At 58.5% G+C, this 15356-nt stretch carries 14 protein-coding genes; 6 read left to right on the forward strand and 8 right to left on the reverse strand.

The window, feature by feature from the left end:
• Positions 1-25 precede the first annotated feature (25 nt).
• From LRM19_RS05625 to puuD, 4 genes are all read right to left on the reverse strand, one after another.
• A complete protein-coding gene (locus tag LRM19_RS05625) occupies positions 26-1306 on the reverse strand; it encodes an NAD(P)/FAD-dependent oxidoreductase (RefSeq protein WP_271367772.1) in 1281 nt (426 codons plus the stop codon).
• Entirely contained in the window at positions 1303-2796 is a 1494-nt protein-coding gene (puuC, locus tag LRM19_RS05630; RefSeq protein ID WP_271367773.1) for an aldehyde dehydrogenase PuuC, read from the reverse strand. Before puuC ends, LRM19_RS05625 begins: the two co-directional genes overlap by 4 nt.
• 157 nt (positions 2797-2953) lie before the next feature.
• Entirely contained in the window at positions 2954-3511 is a 558-nt protein-coding gene (gene puuR, locus LRM19_RS05635; protein ID WP_111965724.1) for an HTH-type transcriptional regulator PuuR, read from the reverse strand.
• Positions 3512-3536: 25 nt separating this feature from the next.
• Complete coding sequence (gene puuD, locus LRM19_RS05640; protein ID WP_115876060.1) at positions 3537-4301, reverse strand: gamma-glutamyl-gamma-aminobutyrate hydrolase; 765 nt, start codon at positions 4299-4301, stop codon at positions 3537-3539.
• 214 nt (positions 4302-4515) lie between these two features.
• On the opposite strand from puuD, the gene LRM19_RS05645 reads away from it, so the two are divergent.
• From LRM19_RS05645 to LRM19_RS05650, 3 genes are all read left to right on the forward strand, one after another.
• Complete coding sequence (locus LRM19_RS05645; RefSeq protein ID WP_008502452.1) at positions 4516-5934, forward strand: glutamine synthetase family protein; 1419 nt, start codon at positions 4516-4518, stop codon at positions 5932-5934.
• A 181-nt stretch (positions 5935-6115) separates the two neighbouring features.
• The gene (locus LRM19_RS21185) at positions 6116-6301 is read left to right on the forward strand and encodes a YmjE family protein (protein ID WP_418251760.1); all 186 of its coding nucleotides are present in this window, start codon (positions 6116-6118) and stop codon (positions 6299-6301) included.
• The gene (locus LRM19_RS05650; RefSeq protein WP_045284883.1) at positions 6291-7682 is read left to right on the forward strand and encodes an APC family permease; all 1392 of its coding nucleotides are present in this window, start codon (positions 6291-6293) and stop codon (positions 7680-7682) included. The genes LRM19_RS21185 and LRM19_RS05650 overlap by 11 nt, the downstream gene beginning before the upstream one ends.
• A gap of 75 nt (positions 7683-7757) precedes the next feature.
• On the opposite strand, the gene LRM19_RS05655 is transcribed toward LRM19_RS05650, so the two are convergent.
• The gene (locus LRM19_RS05655; RefSeq protein ID WP_111965727.1) at positions 7758-9011 is read right to left on the reverse strand and encodes an MFS transporter; all 1254 of its coding nucleotides are present in this window, start codon (positions 9009-9011) and stop codon (positions 7758-7760) included.
• Positions 9012-9132: 121 nt separating this feature from the next.
• Here LRM19_RS05655 and LRM19_RS05660 point away from each other — a divergent pair, with 121 nt between their 5' ends.
• From LRM19_RS05660 to bioD, 3 genes are all read left to right on the forward strand, one after another.
• Positions 9133-10065 carry a LysR family transcriptional regulator gene (locus LRM19_RS05660; protein WP_127730601.1) on the forward strand — a complete coding sequence of 311 codons (933 nt, stop codon included), beginning with the start codon at positions 9133-9135 and terminating at the stop codon, positions 10063-10065.
• 94 nt (positions 10066-10159) lie between these two features.
• On the forward strand, positions 10160-11380 hold the full coding sequence (gene mlc, locus LRM19_RS05665; protein WP_111965729.1) for a sugar metabolism global transcriptional regulator Mlc: 1221 nt from the start codon (positions 10160-10162) through the stop codon (positions 11378-11380).
• Positions 11381-11510: 130 nt separating this feature from the next.
• Complete coding sequence (gene bioD / locus LRM19_RS05670) at positions 11511-12206, forward strand: dethiobiotin synthase (protein ID WP_115874916.1); 696 nt, start codon at positions 11511-11513, stop codon at positions 12204-12206.
• On the opposite strand, the gene clcB is transcribed toward bioD, so the two are convergent.
• The 3 genes from clcB to osmW all read right to left on the reverse strand — a co-directional run bounded on the left by clcB (position 12141) and on the right by osmW (position 15349).
• Positions 12141-13451 carry a voltage-gated ClC-type chloride channel ClcB gene (gene clcB, locus LRM19_RS05675; protein ID WP_271367774.1) on the reverse strand — a complete coding sequence of 437 codons (1311 nt, stop codon included), beginning with the start codon at positions 13449-13451 and terminating at the stop codon, positions 12141-12143. The two genes, bioD and clcB, sit on opposite strands and share 66 nt — an antisense overlap.
• Before the next feature lie 102 nt (positions 13452-13553).
• On the reverse strand, positions 13554-14702 hold the full coding sequence (gene osmV, locus LRM19_RS05680) for an osmoprotectant ABC transporter ATP-binding protein OsmV (protein WP_115874918.1): 1149 nt from the start codon (positions 14700-14702) through the stop codon (positions 13554-13556).
• Entirely contained in the window at positions 14702-15349 is a 648-nt protein-coding gene (gene osmW, locus LRM19_RS05685) for an osmoprotectant ABC transporter permease OsmW (RefSeq protein WP_014169860.1), read from the reverse strand. The genes osmV and osmW overlap by 1 nt, the downstream gene beginning before the upstream one ends.
• Positions 15350-15356: the final 7 nt, after the last annotated feature.

Consider the following 15356-nt stretch of genomic DNA (forward strand, 5'->3'; position numbering starts at 1 on the left):
GTCAGATACCCTTTTGTCGAAACGATCATACGCCAAGACGATCGCGCAGGCTGTAGTACGCCGCGCCCATCGCCGTAAATGGAATCCGCAGGCTGCGGCCGCCCGGGAAGGGGTAGTGCGGGAGGTTGGCAAACGCATCAAAGCGCTCTGCGTCACCGCGCAACAGTTCCGAAATCAGCCGTCCGGCCAGGTGGGTGCAGGTCACGCCGTGGCCGCTGTAGCCCTGCATGTAATAGATGTTTTTATCCAGACGACCAAACTGCGGCATACGGGACAGGGTCAGCAGGAAGTTGCCCGTCCAGCGGTAGTCGATTTTGACGCCCGCCAGCTGAGGGAAGGTTTTCAGCAGCTTTGGCATCACCAGGCGCTCGACATCGTCCGGATCGCGCGCGCCATAGACGACGCCACCGCCGTACAGCAGGCGGTTGTCGGCGGTGAGACGGTAGTAATCCAGCAGGTAGTTACAATCTTCCACGCAGTAGTTATTGGGGATCAGCGTGCGGGCGACCTCTTCCGGCAGCGGGGCGGTGGTCACCACCTGGGTGCCGCAGGGCATGCTGCGTTTTGCCAGTTCCGGTTCGATCTTATCGCCCAGATAGGCATTCCCGGCGACGATCACGTAGCGGGCCGTCACCTGGCCATGCTGCGTGCTCACCACGGCCGGGCTGGTGTGCTGAATGGCGGTCACCGGGGACTGCTCATATACCCGCCCGCCGTTCAGGCGAATGGCGTCCGCTTCGCCGATCGCCAGGTTCAGCGGATGAATATGCCCCCCGCTGCGGTCCAGCAGCGCGCCGGTATAGCGTTCGCTGTCGACTTCCCGGCGGATGGCGCTGGCGTCCAGCAACTCCAGCTGGGTGTTGCCGTAGCGTTCCCAGTTGGACTTTTGCTCCTCCAGCGTCTCCAGCTGCTTATGGTTTAGCGCCACAAACAGCCCGCCGGGACGATAGTCGCACTGGATCTGATAGCGCTGGATGCGTTCCCGGATAATTTCCCCGCCTTCAAACATCATGCTCCCGAGCACTTTGGCGGCATCGGGCCCGTAGTTTTTCTCGATCACGTCGATATCGCGGCTGTAGGAGTTAACCAGCTGGCCGCCGTTGCGTCCGCTGGCGCCGAAGCCGATGCGCGCCCCTTCAAGGAGCACCACGTCGTAGCCCATTTCGGCGAGATGCAGCGCGGAGGAGAGGCCGGTATAGCCGCCGCCCACCACGCACACGTCACAGCTGATCGACTCGTTAAGCGTCGGGAAGGGTTCGTAAGCGTTCGCGCTGGCCGCGTAGTAGCTGGTGGTATGTTCGGTCATGATTGAGGCTCCAGGGCAATCCAGATGGTTTTCAGTTCGGTAAATTTTTCCAGCGCGTGCAGGGACTTATCGCGACCGTTGCCGCTCTGCTTATAGCCGCCAAAGGGAACGGTCATATCACCGTCGTTATAGTTATTGACGAAGACCGAGCCGGCCTTCAGGCGGCGGCTCATGCGGTGCGCGCGGGAAAGATCGCGGGTCCATACCGCCGCGCCAAGCCCGTATTCACTGTCGTTGGCCAGCGTTAAGGCTTCCTCTTCGGATTTAAAACGGGTGACGACCAGCACCGGTCCGAAAATTTCTTCCCGGCACAGCGGGGAGGCGGGGTCGATGTCGACAAAAATGGTTGGACCGACTGCGCAAGGCCATGATTGTTCCCGCCCGTCCAGCAGCAGCGTGCCTTTCCGGGTTCCCTCGCGAATGAACGTGTGGACGGTATCGGCGTGCGCAGCGTCGATGAGCATGCCCATCGTGCTGTCCGGGTCGAGCGGATCGCTAGGCTGCCAGTGACGAGCCTGCGCTTTTAGCCTGGCCAGGAACTCATCGGCGATGCTGTCTTCGAGCAGCAGACGGGTACCGGCGATACAGACTTGCCCCTGGTTATAAAAAATCCCGGCGGCGGTCGCGCTCACGGCCTTGTCCAGGTCCGGACAGTCGGCAAAGATAATGTTGGCGCTCTTGCCGCCTGCCTCCAGCCAGACGCGCTTCATGTTACTTTCGCCTGCGTCCTTCAACAGCTGCTTGCCGGTACGGGTAGAGCCGGTAAACGTCAGCACCTCGACCTCCGGATGCAATGCCAGCGCCTGGCCCGCTTCGTGGCCGTAACCGCTTATCACGTTCAGCACGCCGTCAGGCAGGCCCGCCTCTTTCGCCAGTCCGGCCAGCCGCAGGGCGGTGAGGGGCGATTTCTCCGACGGTTTCAGTATCACGCTGTTGCCCGCGATCAGCGCCGGGCCCAGCTTCCAGCAGGCCAGCAGCAGCGGGAAGTTCCAGGGGACGATGGCCGCGACAACCCCGATGGGTTCGCGCACGATCATCGCCAGCTCGCCCGGACCCGTAGGCGCCACTTCGCCGTAGACTTTATCCGCTGCTTCGGCGTACCAGCGAATGGCGCGCGCCGCGCCGGGAATATCGTCGCGCAGGCTGTGGCGGATGGGTTTACCTGTGTCCAGCGTTTCCAGTAATGCCAGCTCTTCGCCGTGGCGTTCCATTAAATCGGCGAGCGTATTTAGCACGGACTTGCGCTGCGCCGGAGACGCCTGCGACCAGTCACCGCGCTCAAATACCTCACGCGCGGCCTGAACCGCGCGGTCCACGTCCGCCTGCTTGCCCCGGGCGACGTTCGCCAGCGTCTGCTGGGTCGCGGGATTGACGGTTGCAAACGTGGTGTTATCGGCGGCGTCACAATAGGCACCGTTAATAAATAACCGGGTCTCAATGGCGCTGTTTTTTGCTTTATCCTGCCAGTAAGTCAGGTGCTGAAAATGCATATTCACTCCTTTCTTTCGCAATCAGATAAATAAAGGCATGGCCGTTTCAGGCAATACGAAGCCGTGGGGCATCCCGGGAATTAACTCGTTAAATGCCGACAGCGATCGTTTTTATATTTCCCGGCGTAAGCGCGCTTACGCCGGGACTGAGTGGTAATTAGAACGTGGTGGGGGTGTGGGCACTGATAATGCGGCAGACGCCTGCCGAGGTGTTGCTGAAGCTGTGCGGTATGCCGGTATTGATGGCATAGCTTTGCCCCGCAACCAGGTGATATTGCTGGCCATTAATGGTCAACAATATTTCACCTTCCAGTATCGTACCGATCTCCTCACCCTGATGTTTGATCCTCTCTCCGGTCGTGGTTCCAGGCTGGTAAGTTTCAAAAATCATCGCCAGCGTACGGTTCGGATTTCCGTTATGAACCAGCTTCATCGAAACTCCCTGACTGCCTATTTCGATAAGGTCTTCCTGATTAATAACCACCTGCGGTTCATCAGGTTTTTCCGGTTCCGAAAAGAATTCCGAGAGCGACAGCCCATAGACTTTCAGCAGCTTTTGCAGCGTACTGATAGCAGGACTGACTTTGTCCTGCTCAATGGTGCTGATGGCACTGTGTGTTAACCCAGACAGTTCGGCGGCACGCCGCTGCGAGAGACCCAGCTGCTGGCGGATCTCAGACAGACGTTTCCCTGGCGCCAGTCCGTCATCGCTCATAGTTGCATTTCCTTTACGGTAGTGGTCAAAGCCGTTGCTTCTCGGCAATGTGGCTTTGACAGGCGGTGATAAAACCTTCAAACAACATACGGGACAGGGCGTACTCGCTGCTGTTCCATTCGGGGTGCCATTGCACGCCGAGGGCAAAAGGGTGGTCATGAACGCTGACCGCCTCGACCAGCCCATCCGTCGAGCGGGCCTCCACGCGAAGCCGTGCTCCTAACGTTCGTGCACCTTGCCCGTGTAACGAGTTTACCCAAAATGTGTTACAGCCTGGTATTAATTGAGACAGCAGTCCTCCCTCCTGAACCTGAACTTCATGAGACGGAGCGTATTGTAGCTCAACCGGCAGTTCAGGATCTTCCCGGTGCTCGAGCAGGTCGTTCTGCTCGAACAGGCGGCGATACAGCGTCCCCCCCGTCGCAACAACCAGCTCCTGCAGCCCCCGGCAGATGGCGAAAATGGGGATGCGCCTTTCGAGCGCGGCGGCAATCAGCGCCATACTCAGAAGATCTCGCCCGGGATCGGCGTTAGGCTCATCGCCGTTTTCACCATAAAGGTGCGGCTGCACGTTACTTGGGCTGCCCGGCAGGTAAATCCCGTCCAGGGTGGGCAGCAGAGCGGTGAGCAGCTCTGGCTCAGCCAGCGCATGCGGTAAGGCAATCGGTAAACCCCCCGCGTTAATAATGGCATTCAGGTACTTTTCTTGCAGTGTCTGGGTCTCATGACCCTTAAGCCTGTTTCTACACATCACCACGCCAATAACTGGCTTGTTCATTATATTTTCCATGATCGCCCTCACAAAGTGGACTAAATTTAGGCCATTTTCGCCTGCAAAACGGCCTTTTCGTTCAATATTTTCTCAATCTAGCAACGAGATCTGCCTTTTGCAAACTTAATTTAACATTTGACAAACAATTTATTTGCATACAGATTCGATAGGGTGGACATTATATTTGACAGTCCAGAGCAGCGAACGCAAATCCCAAAAACGGTGGTAAATCATGGAAACCAATATCGTAGAAGTTGAGAACTTTGTTCAGCACACGGATGAGAGGCGGGGCAGCGCCTTTACGCAGGAAGTGAAGCGCTATTTAGAAAAGTATCCTGACACCCAGTTTATTGATGTCCTCCTGACCGACCTGAACGGCTGTTTTCGCGGCAAGCGCATCCCGGTTGCCGGACTGAGCAAACTTGAAAAAGGCTGCTATTTCCCGGCATCGGTTTTCGCCATGGACATTTTGGGTAACGTCGTGGAAGAGGCGGGCCTGGGACAGGAGCTCGGCGAGCCGGACTGTATCTGCGTGCCGGTACCGGGCACCCTGACGCCGTCCGCCGCCGACCCGGAATACATTGGTCAGGTGCAGCTCACCATGGTCGATGAAGATGGCGCTCCCTTTGACGTTGAGCCGCGGAACGTACTCAACCGACTCTGGCAGCAGCTGCGCCAGCGCGGCCTGTTCCCCGTGGTAGCGGTAGAGCTGGAGTTCTATTTACTTGACCGTAAACGCGATGCCGACGGCTATCTGCAGCCACCCTGCGCGCCGGGCACCGACGTGCGCAACACGCAGAGTCAGGTCTACTCGGTTGATAATCTGAACCACTTTGCTGACGTGCTGAACGACATTGACGAACTGGCGCAGCTGCAGCTGATCCCCGCTGACGGGGCAGTGGCTGAGGCCTCTCCGGGCCAGTTTGAGATAAACCTGCACCATACGGAAAACGTGCTCGATGCCTGCGATGATGCGCTGGCGCTAAAACGTCTCGTCAGGCAGATGGCGGAAAAACATAAGATGCACGCCACGTTTATGGCAAAGCCGTATGAAGAACATGCGGGCAGCGGGATGCACATCCATATCAGCATGCAAAACAACCGAGGCGAAAACGTGCTCGCAGACGCCAACGGCGAGGATTCCGCGCTGCTGAAACGCGCGCTGGCCGGGATGATCGACCTGATGCCTGCGTCCATGGCGCTGCTGGCACCGAACGTCAACTCCTACCGCCGTTTCCAGCCGGGAATGTACGTGCCGACGCAGGCGTCATGGGGACACAATAATCGCACCGTTGCCCTGCGTATCCCCTGCGGCGATCGCCATAACCATCGGGTCGAGTACCGGGTAGCGGGCGCTGACGCGAATCCGTATCTGGTGATGGCGGCGATTTTTGCCGGCATTTTACATGGCCTGGATAACGATTTACCGCTGCAGGAAGAAGTGGAAGGCAATGGTCTGGAGCAGGACGGACTGCCGTTCCCGATCCGTCAGAGCGATGCGCTGTGGGAATTTATGCAAAACGATAGCCTGCGCGAGCGGCTGGGCGAACGCTTCTGCCACGTCTATCACGCCTGCAAAAACGATGAATTACTGCAGTTTGAACGCCTGATTACCGAAACGGAAATTGAGTGGATGCTGAAAAACGCCTGATGACGTGCCCCGGTAAGGGGCCGCTTTGTTTCATCTCATACGTAACACCAAACGGCCTGCGCGGAGCCTGGCCTAACTGTTTGCTGGCACGCCAGCTATCTCCCGGGAGTCGCGTTATGGAGCGCAGGCGGCACAGGGATTTTCTTAACGACACTGTGTGACGAGGTAGGAAATGATGCAGATGTTCAACTATCCGCAGGGCGAAGGGGGCCAGTCAGGCGCCTGCTGTGAGTGCGAGCCAGAGACGGTGCGCTGGTACGATCGCGTGTGTTCTTTACAACTTCCCCCTTTGCTAAGCAGGTTTGCGTTAAGGACAGCGCGATTGCAAACCACGGTAAGCATGGGGGGGACGGTTTATGGCGACTAACACCTCTCTTGACTCGCCGGGCATGGCCGGAAGAACCCGGCTGCGCAGTTCCCTCAAGCTCTGGCAGGTGGTCATGATGGGGCTGGCTTATCTCACCCCCATGACCGTGTTTGATACCTTCGGCATTGTGTCCGGTATCAGCAACGGCCACGTGCCCGCCTCGTATCTCCTGGCGCTGGCTGGCGTCATGTTTACCGCCATCAGCTACGGTAAACTGGTACGACAGTTCCCGGAAGCAGGCTCTGCGTATACCTACACGCAGAAATCGATCGGACCCCACTTAGGCTTTATGGTCGGCTGGTCATCGCTGCTGGATTATCTCTTCCTGCCGATGATCAACGTGCTGCTGGCGAAGATCTACCTTTCCGCGTTGTTCCCTGAAGTCCCGCCGTGGGTTTGGGTGGTGGGGTTTGTAACGATCCTGACGCTGGCGAACCTCAAGAGTGTGAATCTGGTCGCCAACTTTAACACCCTGTTTGTGCTGGTGCAGATCGCCATCATGGTGGTGTTTGTCATACTCGTGGTGCACGGTCTGCACAAGGGGGAGGGCGTCGGCACCGTCTGGTCGCTCCAGCCGTTTATCAGCGAGAACGCACATCTGATCCCGATTATTACCGGCGCGACTATCGTCTGCTTCTCTTTCCTCGGCTTTGACGCGGTCACCACGCTGTCGGAAGAGACGCCAAACGCGGCGCGGGTGATCCCTAAAGCGATTTTCCTCACCGCTCTGTATGGCGGGCTGATATTCATTGTTGCCTCGTTTTTCATGCAACTCTTTTTCCCGACGATCGCGCGCTTCAAGAACCCGGACGCCGCGCTGCCGGAAATAGCGCTGTACGTGGGCGGCAAGCTCTTCCAGTCGGTGTTTCTGTGTACCACGTTTGTGAATACGCTCGCTTCAGGCCTGGCCTCGCACGCCAGCGTCTCGCGCTTACTGTATGTGATGGGGCGTGACAACGTGTTTCCGGAGCGGGTGTTTGGCTACGTGCATCCGAAATGGCGTACGCCGGCCCTGAACGTCATTATGGTTGGGATAGTGGCGCTGTCGGCCCTGTACTTCGATCTCGTGACCGCGACGGCGCTGATCAATTTTGGCGCGCTGGTGGCGTTTACGTTTGTTAATCTCTCGGTGTACAACCATTTCTGGCGGCGTAAGGGGCTGAACAAAACGTGGAAAGATCGTTTCCACTATCTCCTGCTGCCGCTCATCGGTGCCGTCACGGTCGGCGTGCTGTGGATAAACCTCGAAGCGACGTCCCTGACGCTTGGCCTCATCTGGGCGGCACTGGGGATCCTTTACCTGACGTGGCTCACGCGCCGTTTCCGCAAACCGCCTCCGCAGTTTGAAGCCGGTAAGATAGAGCAGGCATGGGATTCCTGAACGTGAAACGGCACCAGTACGCTGGTGCCGTTTTTGTGGATGGCGCGTCTTAACGGACATCAGCCCGCAGGCGTATTATCTCAGACGTTTATGAAGACTTGCGCCAACCAGCAGCGCGGCGCACAGCATCAGCGCGATAAACCCGCCCACGCCGTTCCAGCCGTAGTTATGCCAGAAGACACCGCCGAGCGTCCCGGCGATGCTGGATCCCAGGTAATAGCTAAACAGATACAGCGACGATGCCTGACCTTTGGCGCGACGGGCGCGCGGTCCAATCCAGCTGCTGGCGACCGAATGCGCGGCGAAGAACCCTGCGGAGAAGAGCAGCATGCCGGCAAAAATCAGCCACAGGGAGGAGAAGAGCGTCAGCAACAGGCCGACCAGCATCATCGCCGTGAAGAACAGCATGACCGGGCCGCGGCCATAGCGTGCGGTCATCGCCCCGGCCTTCGGCGAGCTCCAGGTGCCGGTAAGGTACGCCACGGAAAGCAGGCCGACCACCGCCTGGCTCAGATGCCACGGCGAGAGCATCAGGCGGTAGCCAATATAGTTAAACAGCGTGACGAACGAGCCCATCAGCAGGAAGCCGGTCAGGAACAGGCGCGGCAGCCCCTTGTCGCGCCAGTGCAGACGGAAATTGATAAACAGCGTTTTCGGGCGCAGCGAGGTCGGGCGGAAATGACGCGATTCCGGCAGAATTTTCCAGAACATCAGGGCAGATGCCAGCGCAAAACACCCGATGACTGCCAGCGCAATACGCCAGTTAAAGAAGTCCGTGAATACCCCGCTCAGCAGACGTCCGCTCATTCCGCCAATCGAGTTCCCGCTGATGTAAAGCCCCATAGAGAAGGCAACAAAGCTCGGGTGGATCTCCTCGCTGAGATAGGTCATCCCGACCGCCGCCACGCCGCTAAGCGAGAGCCCAATCAGCGCGCGCATCACCAGAATACCGTGCCAGCTGGTCATCATGGTCGAGAGTAACGTACAGACCGAGGCCAGCATCAGCGCGGTTACCATCACCGGTTTACGGCCAATGGCGTCGGACAGCGGCCCGGTAAAGAGCAGGCCAATCGCCAGCATGCCGGTAGAAATAGAGAGTGAAACGCTGCTGCTGGCAGGCGATACGCCAAACTCATGGGAGAGAACGGGCAGGATCGGCTGTACGCAATAGAGCAGGGCGAAGGTTGCCAGACCGGCGGAAAAGAGCGCCAGCGTGACGCGCATAAATTGGGGAGTACCACGTTTAATGAACTGAACCGGCTGCGATGCTGCGGGTAAATCATTGATATCTCTGGCCGGATCGATATCAATAGTAGTTGTACGACTCACACAGTTTCCTTGCTTAAACATCCCCGTGATTTCTGGTGACGGGTATGACCACCTGTTAAGGGTAGGAAAATGTAAATATTCTGTCTAATATATTAATAATCTTAAATGATACTTTATAAATATGAATATCGAGCTGCGTCATCTCCGCTACTTTGTCGCCGTCGCCGAAGAGCTGCATTTTGGCCGCGCGGCGGCACGGCTAAACATCTCTCAGCCACCGTTAAGCCAGCAGATTCAGATCCTGGAGCAGCAGGTCGGGGCGCGCCTGCTGGCCCGCACCAACCGCAGCGTGAGCCTGACGGCGGCGGGTAAGCAGTTTCTGAACGACAGCCGACAAATTCTGAGCATGGTCGATGACGCCGCCGCCCGGGCAGAACGGCTCTATCTCGGGGAAGCCGGAGAGTTGCGCATCGGGTTTACCTCGTCCGCGCCGTTTATCAGCGCCGTCTCGGAAACCCTGTCGTCATTCCGCCGCCATTTCCCGGATGTTCACATTCAAACGCGCGAGATCAATACCCGCGAGCAGATTGCGCCGCTAAATGAAGGTTCGCTGGATTTGGGGCTGATGCGTAATACCCAGCTGCCGGACTCGCTGGCATGGGAGGTGATCCTGCGTGAGCCGCTGATGGCCATGATCCCGCACGATCACCCGCTGTCGTCGCGTCCGGCGGTTTCGCTGGCAGAGCTGGCAAAAGAGCCGTTTGTCTTTTTTGACCCGCAGGTCGGAACGGGTCTGTATGACGATATCCTGGGGCTGATGCGCCGCTACGATCTTGCCCCGGTGATCACCCAGGAAGTCGGGGAAGCGATGACGATTATCGGCCTGGTCGCCGCCGGGCTGGGCGTCTCTATTCTTCCAGCCTCCTTTAAACGGGTACAACTGCGCGAAATGCGCTGGGTAACCATTGCCGAAGAGGATGCCGTTTCAGAGATGTGGCTGGTCTGGTCAAAACATCGAGAACAGAGCCACGCCGCGCAGCGTTTCAAACAGCAGTTGATGAACGCCTCCGCCGGGCAGCATTTTCAGGCAAAAGTGGGCAAAAATGTGCGGTAAATCACATGGCTAAGTAAATATTTGACGGCAGCCATACAAGTGCTTCACCATAGCCAACAGTTTATTTCGAAGCTCGAAAATAAGGGAGTACGAGGTGGTCGCGGATAGTCAGCCAGGGCATATTGATCAGATTAAGCAGACCAACGCTGGCGCGGTGTATCGCCTGATTGATCAGCTTGGTCCGGTTTCGCGTATCGATCTTTCGCGCCTGGCACAGCTGGCACCTGCCAGTATCACCAAGATAGTCCGCGAGATGCTGGAAGCACACCTGGTTCAGGAGACGGAAATTCAGGAGCCGGGTAGCCGTGGCCGTCCGGCCGTTGGGCTGGTGGTGGAGACGGAGGCCTGGCACTATCTGTCGCTGCGCATCAGCCGGGGGGAGATCTTCCTTGCGCTGCGCGACCTGAGCAGCAAGCTGGTGGTGGAAGACCGTCTTGAACTGCCGCTCAACGCCGAGGAGTCGCTCCTTGAGGCGATTGTCTCGCACATCGATCGCTTCTTTATCCGCCATCAGCAGCGCCTTGAACGCTTAACGGCGATCGCCATCACCATGCCGGGTATTATTGATACCGAAAATGGTATTGTTCACCGCATGCCGTTCTACGACGATGTGAAAGAGATGCCGCTGGGAGAGGTGCTGAAAAACCATACCGGCGTGCCGGTCTATATTCAGCATGACATCAGCGCCTGGACGATGGCGGAAGCGCTGTTCGGCGCGTCCCGCGGCGCGCGGGATGTGATTCAGGTGGTTATCGACCATAACGTCGGCGCGGGGGTGATTACCGACGGACGGCTTCTCCACGCCGGAAGCAGCAGCCTGGTGGAAATCGGACATACCCAGGTCGACCCTTACGGCAAGCGCTGCTACTGCGGGAACCACGGCTGTCTCGAGACCATTGCCAGCGTGGAAAGCGTGCTGGAACTGGCGCAGGTCAGGCTCAGCCAGTCCATGAGCTCCTCGCTGCACGGACAGCCCTTAACGGTGGATTCCCTCTGCGCCGCCGCGCGCCAGGGCGATCTGCTGGCGAAGGACATTATTACTGGAGTAGGGAATAACGTTGGCCGCATTCTGGCCATTATGGTGAACCTCTTCAACCCGCAAAAAATCCTCATTGGCTCACCGCTGAGCCAGGCGGCGGAAATCCTCTTCCCGGCGATCTCGGCCTGTATCCATCAGCAGTCGCTTCCCGCCTACAGCAAAAATATTGCGGTAGAAAGCACCCAGTTTTCCAACCAGGGCACGATGGCAGGCGCGGCGCTGGTCAAAGATGCCATGTATAACGGCTCGCTGTTGATCCGCCTGCTACAGGGTTAACTCTTTTCCGCTGATGTAAGAAAAATTGCGCTATCTCAAGCCGGGTAGCGCATGCATCCCGTAGACTTCCTCCACTGAATTATTTACCTGGTTTATATTTTCGAAGCATACCCAAGAGGTGGAGTGAGTCATGCTTAAGCGTTTCTTTGTTACTGGTACAGATACCTCTGTCGGCAAGACCGTCGTATCCCGCGCATTGCTGCAGGCGCTGGCAGCAAGCGGTAAACGCGTGGCAGGGTACAAACCGGTCGCAAAAGGCAGTAAAGAGACGCCAGAAGGATTGCGTAATAAAGACGCCCTGGTGCTGCAAAGCGTCTCGTCACTGGAACTGCCTTATCACGCGGTCAATCCCATTGCGTTAAGCGAAGAGGAGAGCAGCGTAGCGCACAGCGGCCTGATTAATTATCCCCTGTTGTCCGACGGACTGGCGAACCTGAGCGAGAAGGTTGACCACGTAGTGGTTGAAGGGACGGGCGGCTGGCGCAGCCTGATGAATGATTTGCGCCCGCTGTCTGAATGGGTTGTGCAGGAGCAGCTTCCGGTGGTAATGGTGGTAGGGATCCAGGAAGGGTGCATCAACCACGCGCTGCTGACGGCGCAGGCGATTGCCAATGACGGCCTGCCGCTGATTGGCTGGGTGGCAAACCGCATCAACCCGGGCCTGGCGCACTACGCCGAGATTATTGACGTGCTGAGCACCAAACTGCCTGGCCCATTAGTCGGCGAGCTGCCTTATTTGCCACGCGCCGAGCAGCGCGAGCTAGCGCACTACATCGATCTCTCTGCCCTCGGTGGCGTGCTGACCGTAGACAGAGTCGTGGCGTAACGTCCGCGACAATACGGACGCCACCACGCAGGCGACCAGCAGGCCGGGCAGTAAAAAATACTGTCCGGTCATTTCACAGACCATCAGTGCCGACATAATAGGCGCATGCGTGGTCGCGGCGAGTAGCGTTGCCATCCCTGCCAGCCCCAGCAAAATAGCCGTTTCAGAACCCGGCAGCCACAGCGCGAAAAGCTGTGCAAACAGCATGCCCGTCGCCATGCCGACAAACAGCGTCGGCGTGAACACCCCGCCCGGCGCGCCCGACCCGCTGCTCGCCAGCACTGCCAGCAATTTACAGATGAACACCCCGGCAATCACCGACAGCAGCGGCGGAGCGAGCAGAAAAGCCTGAACCACGCTGTAGCCGTTCCCCCACACCTTCGGCGTCAGAAGAGACAGCAGCCCAACGATCGTACCGCCCAGCGCTAATTGCCACGGCGGCGAAAGTTTGAGGCGCAGGAAAAGAGCGTGGCTGAATGCCATCAACCCCATCAGCAGCGGTCCGCAAAGCCCTGCCAGCAGCCCCATGGAGACCAGCAGGGCATAATCGGCTGCGGTGAGTGTGCCGCTCAAATGGACCGCGTAGAGCGTGCCGGTACCCGGCGCCAGGAGCTGCGTGGTGAGCAGCGCCACCACCGCCGCGATAATGACGGGGCCGAGCGAGGCCAGCATCAGGGTGCCAAACAGAATCTCCGCAATAAACAGGCTTCCGGCTAACGGAGCATGGTAGGCGCTGGCCATCCCGGCCGCGGCGCCGCAGGCGATCCATAACTTCCATTCAGATTTGGGCGTAAAGCGCCGGGCAAAAAAGGAGGCGGCGAGGGCGGCAAGCAGGATCATCGCCCCTTCACGCCCGATGGCGCTTCCGCTGGCGACGACCAGCAGTGAGGCAAGGGATTTCACCAGGCTGGCGCCGTAATCAAACTGGCCGTCGCCGGTCTCCAGCGCTTCCATATAATCGGTAGGGGCATGAGGCCGCTGGGCGGTCAGCCGTTGCCATCCCCATAGCAACAGTCCGGCAGCCAGCCCGCCCAGCGCGGGCGTCAGCGCGAGCCGCCAGGGTGAGAGCGAGGCGGCGGCATTCACCAGGCTGCCGCTGTCGTTGCTGAGAAGCAGCCACTCCAGCAGGTACATGCTGTGGCGGAATACTGCAACGGCCAGCGCGGCCAGCACGCCGGTGACGGTGGCAATCAGCAGTCGGCGAAACATCGCGCGGATGTCGGGGTACGTATGAAGACGTTGCATGAGTCGCGAGTAAACGGGGACGATACAATATTGTGGCGGCAAATCGCGGGGTTAGCAAAAGGTATGCGTGCGAAAAAGCCGGGCGATGCCCGGCCAGAAAGGTTAGCTCTCGCTATGAATATTGAGCGCCCGGCGCGTACGCCCTGAACTGAGATACTCGGCAATATAGTCCTGAGAAATCTCGCCGTTGTAGCGACCGTCCTCATCCACGATCGGCATCCAGCTGGTGTTGCTTTCATACAGGCGTGAAAGCACCACGCGCAGGTTGTCTTCCGCCTTGCCGGTCATGCGGAACGGATGCAGGATGTCGGCGCAGGTTCCGCTGGCGTTACGCGCTTCGCGACGCTTCACAAAGCCCAGCGGCTTGCCGTGCTCGTCAACCACGGTAATCGCGCGAATATCGTTATCATCCATGGTCGCAAAGGCTTCAGGGAGCGGAGTAGAGCCCCGCACCGTAATGGTCGGCTGCTGGTCGGTGACGTCGCCCGCCGAGACCAGCAGCAGGCGCTTCAGGGTGCGGTCCTGACCGACAAACGAGCCGACAAACTCGTTCGCCGGTTTCGCCAGCAGTTCATCCGGGCTGGCGCACTGCACGATTTTCCCCTGACGGAACACCGCAATACGGTCGCCAAGCTTCAGAGCCTCATCGATATCGTGGCTCACCAGCATGACGGTTTTTTTCAGCTTGCGCTGCATCTCCAGAAATTGATTCTGGATCACCTCGCGGTTAATCGGGTCCACCGCGCCGAAGGGTTCATCCATCAGCAGTACCGGAGGATCCGCCGCCAGGGCGCGGATCACGCCGATGCGCTGTTGCTGGCCGCCGGACATCTCACGCGGATAACGATTCAGGAACTTATGCGGATCCAGCGCCACCATATCCATCAGCTCTTCGGCGCGGGTTTTACAGCGCGCTTTATCCCAGCCCAGCATGCGCGGCACAACGGTAATGTTCTCTTCGATGGTCATGTTCGGGAACAGGCCAATCTGCTGGATCACGTAGCCTATGTTGCGGCGCAGGGTGACGGTGTCCATCCCGCTGGTGTCTTCGCCGTTGATCAGGATCGTCCCGCTGCTTGGGGTAATGAGGCGGTTAATCATCTTCAGTGTGGTGGTCTTCCCGCAGCCGGACGGGCCCAGCAGCACACACATTTCCCCTTCAGGCACGTTCAGGTTAACGTTGTCGACGGCCTTAAAGGTCTGGCCGTGCTTCTGTGAAAATTGTTTGGTGAGGTTTTCCAGTTTTATCATTATCGAATCCCCTTCGGAGTCAGAACCACCTGCAGACGGTGCAGCAGCCAGTCGAGCACAATCGCTAAAAGACAAATCATCAGCGCGCCCGCAATCAGCATGCGAATATCGCTTCCGCCGATGCCGTTGAGCAGCAGCAGGCCCAGACCGCCCGCGCCGATCACCGCGGCAATCGCCATCACGCCGATGTTCATCACCACGGCGGTGCGGATCCCGCCGAAAATCACCGGCAGCGCCATCGGGATTTCGACCCAGCGCAGGCGCTGCCAGAAGGTCATGCCGATACCGCGTCCGGCTTCACGCAGGCCGGGCGGCAGGCTGTCGAGCGCCGTATGGGTGTTACGCACAATCGGCAGCAGCGAGTAGAGAAATACCGCCGTGATCGCGGGCAGGGCGCCAATTCCCTGACCGATCAGCGAAAACAGCGGGATCATCAGGCCAAACAGCGCAATGGACGGAATGGTCAGCACGATGGTGGCAATCCCCAGCACCGGCGTTGCCAGCCACTTGTGGCGAACAATCAGAATGCCCAGCGGGACGCCGATGAGAATGGCTAAGCCCACGGCCAGCGCCACCAGCCACAGATGCTGCAGCGTCAGGGTTAACAGGTAGTCCCAGTTGTCCAGAATGTAGTGAATCGTCTCCATAGCGCCT

Origin of the sequence: Enterobacter sp. PI-10 (assembly GCF_027947695.1) — a bacterium.
In the GTDB taxonomy this organism is placed as follows: Bacteria; Pseudomonadota; Gammaproteobacteria; order Enterobacterales; family Enterobacteriaceae; genus Enterobacter; species Enterobacter vonholyi.

What these genes read in the sequence shown, in the direction of transcription:
- LRM19_RS05625 (WP_271367772.1), bottom strand. Translation starts at nt 1,306, where the DNA reads ATGACCGAACATACCACCAGCTACTACGCGGCCAGCGCGAACGCTTAC.
- puuC (WP_271367773.1), bottom strand. Translation starts at nt 2,796, where the DNA reads ATGCATTTTCAGCACCTGACTTACTGGCAGGATAAAGCAAAAAACAGC.
- puuR (WP_111965724.1), bottom strand. Translation starts at nt 3,511, where the DNA reads ATGAGCGATGACGGACTGGCGCCAGGGAAACGTCTGTCTGAGATCCGC.
- puuD (WP_115876060.1), bottom strand. Translation starts at nt 4,301, where the DNA reads ATGGAAAATATAATGAACAAGCCAGTTATTGGCGTGGTGATGTGTAGA.
- LRM19_RS05645 (WP_008502452.1), top strand. Translation starts at nt 4,516, where the DNA reads ATGGAAACCAATATCGTAGAAGTTGAGAACTTTGTTCAGCACACGGAT.
- LRM19_RS21185 (WP_418251760.1), top strand. Translation starts at nt 6,116, where the DNA reads ATGTTCAACTATCCGCAGGGCGAAGGGGGCCAGTCAGGCGCCTGCTGT.
- LRM19_RS05650 (WP_045284883.1), top strand. Translation starts at nt 6,291, where the DNA reads ATGGCGACTAACACCTCTCTTGACTCGCCGGGCATGGCCGGAAGAACC.
- LRM19_RS05660 (WP_127730601.1), top strand. Translation starts at nt 9,133, where the DNA reads ATGAATATCGAGCTGCGTCATCTCCGCTACTTTGTCGCCGTCGCCGAA.
- bioD (WP_115874916.1), top strand. Translation starts at nt 11,511, where the DNA reads ATGCTTAAGCGTTTCTTTGTTACTGGTACAGATACCTCTGTCGGCAAG.
- clcB (WP_271367774.1), bottom strand. Translation starts at nt 13,451, where the DNA reads ATGCAACGTCTTCATACGTACCCCGACATCCGCGCGATGTTTCGCCGA.
- osmV (WP_115874918.1), bottom strand. Translation starts at nt 14,702, where the DNA reads ATGATAAAACTGGAAAACCTCACCAAACAATTTTCACAGAAGCACGGC.
- osmW (WP_014169860.1), bottom strand. Translation starts at nt 15,349, where the DNA reads ATGGAGACGATTCACTACATTCTGGACAACTGGGACTACCTGTTAACC.